The sequence below is a fragment of the Streptomyces sp. NPDC002790 genome (assembly GCF_040295505.1).
In the GTDB taxonomy this organism is placed as follows: domain Bacteria; phylum Actinomycetota; class Actinomycetes; order Streptomycetales; family Streptomycetaceae; genus Streptomyces.
Genome location: NZ_JBEOVM010000154.1, coordinates 1 through 11,997, shown reverse-complemented (window position 1 = coordinate 11,997; position 11,997 = coordinate 1). Strand labels below are relative to the sequence as shown.

The following is an 11,997-nucleotide window of genomic DNA, read 5'->3' as shown; positions in this document are numbered from 1 at the left end:
CACCTTGGGGAAGACCAGCGCAGCGGCCGTCCCGTAGATGCCGAAGTCGTAGAACTCGATGACGGTGCCGATGAAACTCGCGGTCGCGACGCGTCGCATACCCGGCTTATCTTCTTGACCCGCGGCGGGTTCGTCGCCGGCGGTCGGCGGAGGTGGTGTCTGTTCGTGTGAGTGCGTCATTGCATCTCCCTGTCGTCGACGCGACGTCGTCGCGGCGTCAGGAGGCCGATTGCCGGTGAGGGCGCATCGACCGAGGGCGGCGGTACTCATACGTGCTCTGTTGCGTCATCGGTCCAGGAGCCGCCGGGCGCGCGGGTGTTGAGGGGGACGTAAGGGCTGGCTGGTGGTGCGCGCGGCGACGGACGGCTGATGCGTTCGGGCGGGCCTGTCGTCGGAGGCCGCCTGAACCACATTCTGAAGTTCGTATATAAGAACGCAGTTCCGTATCTGCGACCGAAGGTAGAGATGCGGGCCAGAGCGTGTCAACGCCCGTGCACCAGCTTTTCCGAATGAGGCGTCGGCCAGAGGGCGTGATGAGGTGCTGAACGGCGCCTGAAACCGCCGCTGGGCAGGTGTCATTGCCGCGGCGCGAAGCCGGAGGGGGTTGGCTGATCAGTGGCGGGGGCGCTGCCCCGGCTGTGGAGACACCGAGGGGTCTTCCCCTCGGGGCGTTTGGGGCTCCGTCATGTCGAGCAGGGCAAGTGCGTCATGATCGGGCGAGCCGGGCTCCGCCACGTAGACACCAAGACGTTGACCCGAGGTGCCTTCCAGTGTCATGGACTGAGAGGTGAGGCTGATCGTGCCGACCCGAGGGTGGTGGAAGGTCTTCGTGGCGAACTTGTGCCCGCCGACGTCGTAGCGCTCCCAGAGCTTGGCGAAGTCGGGGCTCTTCAGCAGTAGTTCGCCCACGAGGTTGGTCAGATCGGGGGCGTCGGGTGCGGTGCCGGCCTGCGCGCGAAGGCGGGCGACGCAGCTGCGCACCAGACTGTCCCAGTCGGGGAAGAGCTCGCGGGCCGCGGGGTGCAGGAAGAGGTACCGGGCGAGGTTGCGGTCCGTTGCGGGCCAGTCCTCCAGGCCTGCGTACAGAGCGAGTCCGCCGGGGTTCGAGGCCAGGAAGTCCATGCTGCGGCTGACGATGTAGGCCGGGTTGGGGCGCATCGTTTCGAGGAGCAACTTCAGGTGCGGGCGCACGGTCCGGCCGGGCTGCGGTGCGGGGTCGGGTGCGTAGTGGGCGGCGCGCACCGCGAGTTCTCGCAGGTGCTGGTGCTCTGCTTCGGTCAGATGCAGCGCACGGGCGAGCGCGTCCAGGACGGAAGGGCTGGGCCGGGTTTCTTTCCCGCGTTCGATGCGGACGTAGTAGTCGATGCTGATGCCGGCGAGGGTGGCGAGTTCCTCGCGGCGCAGTCCCGGAGTGCGGCGGAGCCCGGTTCCCAGAGTGAGGCCCGCCTGTTCCGGGGTGGTCTGCGTGCGGCGTGCCCGCAGGTACCTACCCAGCTCGGTGGCGCTACTGCGGGGTCCGTTCTCACTTCCTGCCATGCACCCAATTCTCACACGACGACGGCGCTTTCCGGGGATCCACCCTTTACCAAGTCCTTACGCGCGGCTGTCCTTCTTTGGGGAAGCGTTCGGTTGACTGAGATGACGGTTGACCAGCGGCTTCGAAACCCGCAGGAACCGTGATTTTTTGGGAGGCCCTGTCCCTCCCTGGAACGCCACTCCCCGGCAAAACACGGTCTGTCACGCGCTCTTTCGGGCCCGCAGGATGAGGCGTGAGCCAAGCGTGGGAATTCCGCTCGGCGACGATCACGCCGACGACACGGAGTCACATCCCCATGGCCGACACTTCTCGCCGGGCCTTTCTTGGACTGTTCGCCGCAGGAACCGCGGGCCTCGGCCTCGCCGGCTGCTCCCTGATGGGGCAGGGCGGCACCGGAGCGCGCGGCACGGACAGCGGAGCCGTGGCGAAGAGCCCACCGGCCCGGGGCGACCGGACGCTCGTCACGTACTTCTCCCACCCGTACACCGATGAATCCGTGAACTCCGCGGAAGAGTTGGACAACAGCCGTACGGAGGTGGGCGGAAAGGTCTACGGAAACGTCGAGTACACGGCGACGCTCATCCAGCGACGCACCGGCGGGGACCTGTTCCGTATCGAGACAGCCAACCCCCTCCCCGAATCCCATGAGGAGACGCTGGACATCACAGAGGCCCAGCAGAAGGAGAACGCCCGGCCCAAGCTGAAGCAGCTCGTGAAGAACATCGACGACTACGATGCCGTGTTCATCGGCTATCCGATCTGGTGGTACGACCTCCCGATGGCGATGTACTCATTCCTGGAGCAGCAGGACCTGAAGGGGAAGAAGGTCGTTCTCTTCTCGGTGCACGGCGGAAACGAGCTGGCGGATACCGTCGAGAACATTACCGACGGCCTGACGGAATCCACCGTCGTCCAGAACGCCTTCACCATCTCCCGTGACGACATGGAATCCGTCGAATCCGAACTGAATCCCTGGCTGGACGCGCTGGGTTACAAGTCCTGAACTGGGTGACCGTGAAAAGTAAAGCGAAAATAGCCGTCCTTCTCGTTGCCTTGGTGGCGGTCATGGTCGTCCTCGGCGTCACCGACTTCCACGAGTCCAGGCAGGACCAGACGCCGAGAATCAGGATCGCGAGTATGTGGGTCGCGCAGGCGGGGGCGAGTCGATGAGTTTCCTGCGAAAGCTCGCATTCTGGAGCATCGCCATCGTCTTTCCGCTGCCGCTCGTCGTCCTCTTCGAGACGGAATCACGCGACCCGGATCGGCTCAAGAATATTATCGTGCTGGGTCTTGTGGCCTACTGCTGGTGGCTGCTGGCGGTTCTGCTCAGCGCGCGCCCCGGGTGGCTGGACCGCTGGGTCGGATTGCCTGCCGTTTACGGACTGCACGGCATGCTCGGTGTTCTCGCGCTGGTCCTCGCCTATATCCACAGCCAGAATTCGTACGCCCCGAACGCGCTCGCCCGTGACCTGGGTGAGTGGGCGCTGTACGGCTCTTTTGGGCTGCTGTGTTTCTCGGTCTTCTTTCTCAGCGGGTGGCTGGTGGACCGATCCCGGCTGGTGAGCCGTGTGAAGTCACTCCTTGAGAAGGTTGTCCGGCGCCAGTTGTCGGTCTGGGTGCACCGGCTGAATCTCCTCGTCCTCGCCGCGATCTGGCTCCATGCCCACCTGCTCGGCCGGGTCAGCGAGCACTTCGCCTTCATGGTGCTCTTCGACTTCTACACGGTCGCCGTGTTGGGTGTGTATATCTGGAAGAAGTGGATATCTCCTGACGGGTACCTCACCGGAACCGTGCGCAGCAACATCGCGCGTGGTGACACCACACGCGTGGTGACAGTGGTCCTGGACCGGCCGGATCCGCGCATTCGACCCGGAGACTTCTTCTTCCTGCGGTTCGAGCGCAGGAAAGTCATAGGGAAGGAATGGCACCCGTTCTCCGTGACGGGAGACAGCCAGAAGGAATTGACGTTCACCATCCGGCAGCACGGCGACTACACGCGGAAGATCGGCGATGTGGAGGTGGGGACCCGGGTCCGGCTCGAAGGATCCTTCGGCCGCTTCGAATCCATCGTCCAAGAGCTCGACGACAGTACTCCGCTCGTGCTGCTCGGGATGGGAGCCGGGATCGCCCCGCTGCTCAGCCTGGCCGCAGCACACCACAAACGGCGCCCCATCGAGCTGCTGTGGTCGGTTCGGCGCCCCGACGACCCTTATTACGGTGACGTGCTGGACGAATTCGTGCAGGGCTCCGGCGGGCGCATGCGGGTCACCACCCGTGTCGGACGATTCCGCAAGGAGCACCTGTCGGCGGCGCTCTCGCCGGAGGCCGTCGAGAAGGGCGCGGTCTTCGTCGTCGGCCCCAACCCAGCCGTCCTCGCAAGCCGGTCGACTCTACGCAGGGTCGGTGTATCGCGAAAGCGTGTGCACGATGAACGGCTCACGATGTAGTCCGCTCTTGGTATGAAGTGTGGAGGGCGCCGCCCAAGCTGGTGGCGCCCTCCACACTTCCGGCGTCGGTCGCCGACTCTCAGATCAACGACTCGGCTGTAATGGGTAGTTGGCGCACGCGTCGCCCGGTGGCGTGGAATACGGCGTTGGCGATAGCAGGTGCCACGCCGACCAGCACGACCTCGCCGAGCCCTTTCACGCCGAGCGGGTCGGCTTCGTCGTCGCGGCCGTCGACGTAGATGGCCTTGAGGTCGGGGATGTCGGCGTTGACGGGGACCAGGTAGTCGGCCAGGTTGGCGTTGACGATGCGGCCGTCGCGGTGGTCGGTGACCGTGTGTTCCAAGAGGGCGGCGCCGATGCCGCCGACCATCGCGCCCAGCGCCTGGCTGTCGGCCAGTTTGGGGCTGATGATGCGTCCGGCGTCGAACACGCCGAGCATCCGCCTTACTCGCACGAGACCGAGGCGTGCGTCGACGGCGACCTCGGCGAACACCGCGCCGTAGGCGTACATGGAGGAACGGGCCTGGCCGGGGGTATAGCTGCCGGCGGCTTCGAGATGTGTCCGGTCGTTTCGGGACAGCAGCTGCCGGTAGGTCTCCCCGAGTGCCGGGTTGTCCTTCACGTGGAGGCGGCCGCCGCGTACGACGATGTCCCCGGCATCGGCACCGTACAAGGGGGAGTCCTCGTCCTCGACGGCGAGTTTGATGGCTTGCTTGCGCAGCTTGTCGCAGCCGTCCTGCACGGTGGATCCGACGCTGGCCATGGTCAGCGATCCGCCGTGGATGGGCGCCGGCGGCATGTCCGTGTCGCCGAGCCGGAAGGTGACGTTGCGGACGGGCAGGCCGAGTGCGTCGGCGGCGACCTGGGTCATGGACGTGTAGGTACCGGGCCCCATGTCACTCGTCGCGGTTTCGACGACTGCGGTGCCGTCGGCGTCGAGCCGCACGTCGGCCTGGCCCGGCTGTCGCAGCGTGTCGTAGAGCGCGGTGGCCATGCCGGTGCCGATCAACCAGTCGCCGTCGCGGGAGGAGCGCGGCTTGGGGTCGCGCTTGCTCCAGCCGAACTCGCGGGAGCCCACCGTGTAGCACTCGCGCAGCCGGCGGGTGGAGAACGGGCGCCCGCTGGTCTGATCGTTCTCCGGCTCATTGCGCTGCCTCAACTCGACCGGATCAATGCCGAGTTCGTGGGCGAGTTCGTCCACGGCGCTCTCGATGGGGAACGCGGCGCTGGAATAGCCGGGCCCCCGCATCGGCGTCGGGGTGTTCACATCGAGTGGCACCGTCCGGTACGTCTGACTGACGTTGGGCGTCGTGTAGAGCATCTGACCCGGCACGGTGACGCCTCGTTCGGCGAACGTCTCGTAGCGCGAGGTCTCGGCGCGCAGGTCGTGCGTCATCGCGGTCAGACGCCCGTTGCGCTCGCTGCCGAGGCGCACCTTGTACTCGTAGCCGGGCCGGAACCCCACCCCGAAGTAGAGCTGCTTGCGGGTCAGGACGAGCTTCACCGGGCGGTCGACCTCGCGGGCCGCGAGGGCCGCGATCGTGATGTGCGGCCAAGCGCGCGCGGAGTTGCCGAACGCGCCGCCGACGAACGGCGACAGCACACGGATGGAGTCGGCCGGAATCCCGAAGTCCGCCGCGAGCTGGGCGCGTGGACTCTGTACCCACTGAGTCTTGTCCCACAGCGTGAGCCGCTCGCCGTCCCACTGGGCGACTGTGGCGTGCAGCTCCATGGCGTTGTGGTGGTCGCGGGCGAGGTGGTAGGTCATGTCGAGCCGGACGGGGGTGGACTTCAAGGCGGCTTCCGCGTCGCCGCGCGAGTAGGTCGTGGGTTCGCCCGTGTTCGGTGCCTTGGCGAGGTCGGTGACCGACTCCTCGGTCTGGTAGGTGACCTTGACGAGTGAAGCGGCGTGCTGAGCGGCCTCCAAAGTGGTGGCCACGGCGACCGCGACCGGTTGGCCGTGGAATCGCACCTCGGTGTCCTGGAAGACGCGCAGCCGGTTTCCGGGGAGGTTGAGCGAGCCCGGGTTGTCGCGGTAGGGGAGCTCGGGTGCGTTGCCGTGGTGCATCACTTTCAGTACGCCGGGGAGTGCCTCGGCGGCGCGGGTGTCGATCCCGGTGATCCGCCCGCGCGCGATGTCGGCATCGACCACGACGGCGTGCACGACACCCTTGGGTTCGTGATCGGCGGCGTACTTCGCCTGCCCGGTCACCTTCAGCCGCCCCTCCACACGGGAGAGGGGCGCGCCGACGGCTGCCTGCGGCTGAGGACTCATACCTGGTCTCCTACGATGCGCAGCTGGCGTTCGACGGTGCGTGTGAGCAACTCGGCCTTGAACTTGTTGTGTTGGAGCGGCCGAGCTCCGTCCGCCGCCGATGCGGCCGCCTTGGCCCACAGCTGCTCCGAGGGGCGCTCACCGACGAGGGCGCGCTCGACGGAGGGCAGCTTCCACGGCACCGTTCCCACACCGCCCGCCGCCACTTTCGCCTCTCGGATCACGCCACCGGTGACATGCAGCGCCACCGCGGCGGATGTGAGGGCGAACTCGTAGGACTGGCGGTCACGGACCTTCAGGTAGCCGGAAACGAGCGGCCGGGGGAGCGTGGGTACCTCCACGGAGGTAATCAACTCACCCTTGTGTAGGGCTTGTTCGCGGATCGGAGTGCTGCCGGGGCGGAGCAGGAAGCCCTCGAAGGGCAGCGTCCGCTCACCGTCGGGGCTCACCAGATGCACTCGCGCCTCCAGGGCCGCCAACGCGACTGCGACGTCGGACGGATGGGTGGCCACGCAGTCCTCGGAGGTGCCCAGGATCGCGTGTGTGCGGTTATATCCCTCGCGCGCGGCGCAACCCGATCCAGGTTCACGCTTGTTGCAGTCGGCGGTGACGTCACGGAAGTACGTGCAGCGGGTGCGCTGCATGATGTTGCCGCCGATGGTGGCCATGTTGCGCAACTGGGCGGACGCGCTCAGCTCCAGCGCTTCGGAGATCACCGGGAACAGCGTGCTCACCTTGGGGTGGGTGGCGGCGTCGGACATCGAGACAAGGGCGCCGATGCGCAGCCCGCCGCGCGGAGTGACGTTGATCTCGCGCAGCGGCAGGGAGTTGATGTCGACCAGCCGGTCGGGTCGCTCGACGGTCTCGCGCATCAAGTCGACGAGAGTGGTGCCCCCGGCGATGTACCGCCCTCCGCGCCGGCCGGCGTCGAGCGCCTCACGGGTGGTCTTCGGCTTGGCGTACGTAAAGGGGTGCATGTCAGTCGGACCTCACTTCCGGCCCGTGGCCTGCTCGATGGCACGCACGATCTTCGGATAGCAGCCGCAGCGGCAGATGTTGCCGCTCATCCACTCCCGGATCTCGTCCTTGGAACCGGTGTGGCCCTCCTCGATGCAACCGACACCGGACACGATCTGCCCCGGGGTGCAGTAGCCGCACTGGAAGGCGTCCTGGTCGATGAACGCCTGCTGGAGTGGGTGCAGGTCGTCGCCGTCGGCCAGGCCCTCGACCGTGGTCACCTCCGCGCCGTCGAGGCGGATCGCCAGCGTCAGGCAGGAGTTCACGCGCTTCCCGTCGACCAGGACCGTGCAGGCACCACAGGCGCCGGCGTTGCAGCCCTTCTTGGAGCCCGTGAGCGCCAAGTGCTCGCGCAGCAGGTCCAGGAGTGAGGTCCGATTGTCGACGGTGACGGCGTGGCGACGGCCATTGACGCTCAGAGTGACATTGGTGCTGGGGGAGGCCTCGGCGGCAGCGGCCTCCTGGGCGCCGAGCAGCGAGGGGCTTGCGAGCAGACCGCCTGCTGCGAAGACCCCGCCGGCAGCGGAGGTCGTGGCGATGAAGGTGCGTCGCGTCGGGGCTGCGGGGGTCGAGGCGAGGGGAGACCAGGGTGTCGCGCCGGTCTCGGCGGGATCGGTGGTGGTGGGTTCGGTGGCCATGCCCACTCTCTCGTACGGGGGTGATGGGAGCTTGCTGATCGGGGCGTGGTCACGACGGACCGGCCCCATGTCCTCAGGCGCCTCTCTGTGCCTCGTAGGTTGCCGTACACCCTGCCCGGGCAACGGGAGGTGTGGCAGGCCGTGTTGTGACGGGGGAAGGGCAGCGGGGGTAGTGATACGGCCCCTTTGCTTCAGTGCTTCCTGGGTCCTGGCATGTCAGACTGGCGCGTTTGAAATGACGTTGCCTCGGGTCCAAGAAGGTGGCCTTCTTGGACCCGAGGCAACGTCAAATACCCAGCTCATCAAGGCTATTGGGCGAATTCGCTCGCGAGTTGCTCGGCGCGCTCCAACTCCTCGAGCGTGCGGGCGTGAGCGATCCAGGAGCCCACGTCATGGCCCGGGCTCGCGTCATGCCATTTGACGGACAGTTCGTCCCAGCTGACCCCGCCCCGTTCGCTGTGCCCTCGGGGGTGATCGACCCGTTCCGTCAGGCTCCGGCCGTCGTGCGTCCTGATCGTGACGACAGCTCCACGCCCGTTGGGTGCCTCAGCCTCCAGCAGAGGGTTCACAACCAGGGAGACGCGGGCTCGCAGATCCGCGAACGCGGGGTCGTCGAGCGCGGCGGGGAAGGGGTCCTCGTTCAGTGCGAGCCCTCCGCGCAGCAGGGCGGCGGTGAGCATGTCCTGGGCGCAGATGTTGTGCATCTGCCGGTTGTCGACGACGCGCATGGCGCGGGCAGGCAGGCCCACCTCGACCGCCGAGATGCTGTCGACCGTGAGGTCGTGGCGCGTCACCAGCGACAGGGCCGCTTCGGTGGGCGCGTGGATCGGGTAACCGGCGCGTACGAACTTGAAGTTGGCGCCCATCACGGCGAAGTCGCTGCCGAGGCCCCGTGTCACCGTCGCGGACGCGTCGTCCACGCCCCACGCGTGGAACACACCGTGGCGTTCGCCCAGGACGTCGTCGCAGCCCTCGAGGCCGACGGCGGCCTGTAGTGCGGCGCTCACCCCTGCCATCGCGTACTGGCCGTTGCAGAAGGCCTTGCTGAGGTGCTCTCGCTCGCGGAAGAGCGCGCAGAGCCCGTTGGCCTGGAAGGTCGCCAGTGCCATCGCGTGGCGGTACTGCTCCGGCTCAAGGCCCATGAGTCGGCTGCACGAGATGGCAGCCGCCAAGGCATGGAGGAAGTCGGAGTTCAGGTGATGGCGCTCCTTCACACTGAACAGACCGCCGCACGCGGCGATGAGACGCACACCCACGTCGTAGCCCAGGACCACGGCGTTGAGCAGTTCGCCGCCCGTCGCGCCCTGCCGCTCGGCCATGGCGACCGCGGCGTGCACGAGTGTCGCGCCGGGGTGGCCGCCGACGACGTGCGCCCCGTCGATCTCATCCGCGTGGCCAGCGGTGCCGTTGGCCAGCGCGGCCAGTGGCGCAGACGTGCGCAGGGCGGTGCCCAGCACATGTGACTCCGTCGGGCCGGGCATGGTGGCGACGTACTCGGCCGCCAGCGCACCGGCGGGCTGCCGGCGGCCGAAGTGGGCGCTGGCCATCTCGTCGAGAATCACCAGCTTCGCTTGCTCTCGCACTTCATGGGGGAGCGCGTCGAGCGACGTGGAGGCCGCGTATTCGGCGAGTGTGTGGGTCGGTGATGTGGTCACGACTCGGCCGCCTCTCGGAGGAGTTGGGTGACGGCGCCCGGCGCCGTGATCATCGCGTCGTGGGTCGCGTGCAGGATGTGGTACGCGAAGGTGGGGTCGGTGGCGTGTCGTTCGCGGGCTCGGTTCAAGACGTGTGGCTCCAGGGACGACGGGACGCATTCGATGAACAGGCCGGGATGGCGCCAGGCCTGGTCGGTGTCGCCGACGGGGTCCTGGTACGTCTTCAACGGCTGGGCCGTGATGCGGCTGTTGGCCCATGCGGCATCGTCCGGATCGGTGACGCCGTACCGGGAGGCGTCGGCCGGTGGGATGTACCAGCCTTCTCCGTTGTTCTTGGCGTCCGCCAGATGGTGCGCGGCGCGGTCGGCGCCGACCAGGTCGAAGGCGGACTCCCCGGTCCGCGGGAGGTGTGCGTCGAGGTAGACGACCCGGCGCACTCGGTCCGCCATCCGTTCCAGGGCGCCGGACACGACCATGCCTCCGTAGCTGTGTGCCACGAGAACGGCGTCGTTGATGTCCTCGAACTCGAAGGTGGCGACGAGGTCTTGAACGTGGTGATCGAGGCCGATCGTCTCGTCGAGCAGGTGCGAGCGCTCTCCGAGGCCCGTCAGGGTCGGGGTGTACACCATGTGGCCGGCGTGCCGCAGTGCGGTGGCCACGTGCTTCCAGCACCAGCCACCGTGCCGGCCGCCGTGGACCAGGACAAAGGGTGGACGTGCCGAGGTCGGCTCTGCCGACATCGCAGGTCACCTCCTTCAATCTCGTGTATCTAGCGGGATGTACGGGTCGGAAGGGAGGGGCCGCCCGGAGAGAGGGGGCGCAGATCGCTGTCGAGGCGGTAGTGCCTGGGCACCCCCGTCGGGATGTCGAGGCCGCATACGGCGCTTTCGGAAAGGCCTTCGACGAGTTTGATCAGCGCACGCAGGGTGTTGCCGTGCGCGACGACCAGCACGGTTCTGCGGGCCAGTAGATCGGGGACGATGGCCGCCTCCCAGTACGGCAGCAGGCGCGCGTGTACGTCCTTGAGGGACTCGGCTGCCGGAACCGGGACACCAAGACCGCGGTAGCGGGCGGTCCCGTCGCCCTGCAACGAAGTGGCGTCGTCCCCGGCGGGTGGCGGCACGTCCCAGGACCGCCGCCATCGATGGAACTGCTCGTCACCGAATTCGTCGCGTATCTGTTGTCGGCTCCTGCCCTGCAGCGCGCCGTAGTGCCGCTCGTTCAGCCGCCAGCTCCGGCGGACGTCGATCCAGTGCCGGTCGGTGGCGTCGAGTGCGAGATCCGCGGTGTCGATGGCTCGGCGCAGCAGCGAGGTGTGTGCGATGTCGGGCAACAGGCCTACTGCCGCCAACTGTGCACCGCACGACCGTGCTTGGCGCCGTCCTCGATCGGACAGCGGAACATCGGTCCATCCGGCGAAGAGATCCTGCGCGTTCCAGACACTCTCGCCATGGCGCAGCAGCACCAGGTCGCCCGGCCGCCCGCCTGCCGTGTGATCAGTCAACGGCGTCGACCGCGTCCCGGTCGAGGTCGAGCTGGCTCGTCTCGCCGACCTTGAGCACACAGATCAGGCTGACGAGGCAGACGCAGGCGAGGATGCATCCGAAGGTGAAGCTGCCGAAGTTGTTGATGATGGACGGCGCGACCAGAGGCGGGATGCCGCCGCCGATCATTCCGGCCAGGCTGTAGCTGAGGCCGGCCGCGGTGTAGCGGTAGCGGGTGTGGAACAGCTCGGAGAGGAATGCCCCTTGCGGTCCGGTGGCGATGCCCGACAGGAACAGTGTGACGGGCACACCGATGGCGAAGACGCCGCGCGATCCGAGGTCGAGGAGTGGGAACAGTACAAGGGCCCACACCACGCCGACGCTCGCCGCGCCGACGATCACCCCGCGACGGCCGATGCGGTCGGAGAGGACCGCACCGATCAGTGTGCCGAGGGAGATGGTGAGGCCGCCCACCATCGCCATACTCAGGACGAAGGTGCGGGGAAGTTCGAGAACGGTCGTGCCGTAGCTGACCAGGTAGGTGCCGCCGATGTAGGTGAGGGCGAAGCCGATCATCACGGTGCCGGTGGCGAGCAGCACCTGGCGTGGCTGGTGCTTGAGGGCTTCGAGGAAGGGCAGTCGTGAGGTGCCCGACTGAGCGACCTGGTTCTTGAACACTGGGGTCTCGTCGATCCGCATCCGGATCCACAGCCCGACGATGACGAGCAGGAAGCTGGCCAGGAAGGGGACGCGCCATCCCCAGCTGGTGAAGGTGTCCTCGCTCATGAAGAGCGCGGTGAGCAAGAAGGTGAGGTTGGCCAGTGTGATGGCCCCGCCGCCGCCGAAGTTGGGGAACATCGCCCAGAAGCCGCGTTTGCCCTTGGGTGCGTGTTCGGAGGAGAACAGGACCGCTCCGGCGAACTCGCCGCCCGCGGCGAGTCCCT

At 67.3% G+C, this 11,997-nt stretch carries 10 protein-coding genes; 2 read left to right on the top strand and 8 right to left on the bottom strand.

Going from position 1 to position 11,997, the window contains the following annotated elements:
* Positions 1-612: 612 nt before the first annotated feature.
* Positions 613-1,536 carry a helix-turn-helix transcriptional regulator gene (locus ABT004_RS33950; RefSeq protein WP_351344826.1) on the bottom strand — a complete coding sequence of 308 codons (924 nt, stop codon included), beginning with the start codon at positions 1,534-1,536 and terminating at the stop codon, positions 613-615.
* A 296-nt stretch (positions 1,537-1,832) separates the two neighbouring features.
* On the opposite strand from ABT004_RS33950, the gene ABT004_RS33945 reads away from it, so the two are divergent.
* Positions 1,833-2,540, top strand: a complete 708-nt coding sequence (locus ABT004_RS33945; protein ID WP_351344823.1) for a flavodoxin — start codon at positions 1,833-1,835, stop codon at positions 2,538-2,540.
* 163 nt (positions 2,541-2,703) lie between these two features.
* Entirely contained in the window at positions 2,704-3,984 is a 1,281-nt protein-coding gene (locus ABT004_RS33940) for a ferric reductase-like transmembrane domain-containing protein (protein ID WP_351344820.1), read from the top strand.
* 79 nt (positions 3,985-4,063) lie between these two features.
* Here ABT004_RS33940 and ABT004_RS33935 read toward each other — a convergent pair whose 3' ends face one another.
* From ABT004_RS33935 to ABT004_RS33905, 7 genes are all read right to left on the bottom strand, one after another.
* Positions 4,064-6,259 carry a xanthine dehydrogenase family protein molybdopterin-binding subunit gene (locus ABT004_RS33935; protein ID WP_351344817.1) on the bottom strand — a complete coding sequence of 732 codons (2,196 nt, stop codon included), beginning with the start codon at positions 6,257-6,259 and terminating at the stop codon, positions 4,064-4,066.
* Positions 6,256-7,236, bottom strand: coding sequence for an FAD binding domain-containing protein (locus ABT004_RS33930; RefSeq protein WP_351344814.1), 981 nt, complete (start codon positions 7,234-7,236; stop codon positions 6,256-6,258). Before ABT004_RS33930 ends, ABT004_RS33935 begins: the two co-directional genes overlap by 4 nt.
* Before the next feature lie 12 nt (positions 7,237-7,248).
* Positions 7,249-7,914, bottom strand: coding sequence for a (2Fe-2S)-binding protein (locus ABT004_RS33925; protein ID WP_351344811.1), 666 nt, complete (start codon positions 7,912-7,914; stop codon positions 7,249-7,251).
* A gap of 308 nt (positions 7,915-8,222) precedes the next feature.
* Positions 8,223-9,569, bottom strand: coding sequence for an MmgE/PrpD family protein (locus ABT004_RS33920; protein WP_351344808.1), 1,347 nt, complete (start codon positions 9,567-9,569; stop codon positions 8,223-8,225).
* Positions 9,566-10,309 (bottom strand): alpha/beta fold hydrolase, encoded by a 744-nt coding sequence (locus ABT004_RS33915; RefSeq protein ID WP_351344805.1) that lies wholly within the window; start codon positions 10,307-10,309, stop codon positions 9,566-9,568. The genes ABT004_RS33920 and ABT004_RS33915 overlap by 4 nt, the downstream gene beginning before the upstream one ends.
* 29 nt (positions 10,310-10,338) lie before the next feature.
* Positions 10,339-11,073 carry a 2,3-bisphosphoglycerate-dependent phosphoglycerate mutase gene (locus tag ABT004_RS33910; RefSeq protein WP_451187075.1) on the bottom strand — a complete coding sequence of 245 codons (735 nt, stop codon included), beginning with the start codon at positions 11,071-11,073 and terminating at the stop codon, positions 10,339-10,341.
* On the bottom strand, positions 11,066-11,997 hold a 932-nt coding region (locus tag ABT004_RS33905), incomplete at its 5' end, for an MFS transporter (protein ID WP_351344802.1). The genes ABT004_RS33905 and ABT004_RS33910, both read right to left, overlap by 8 nt.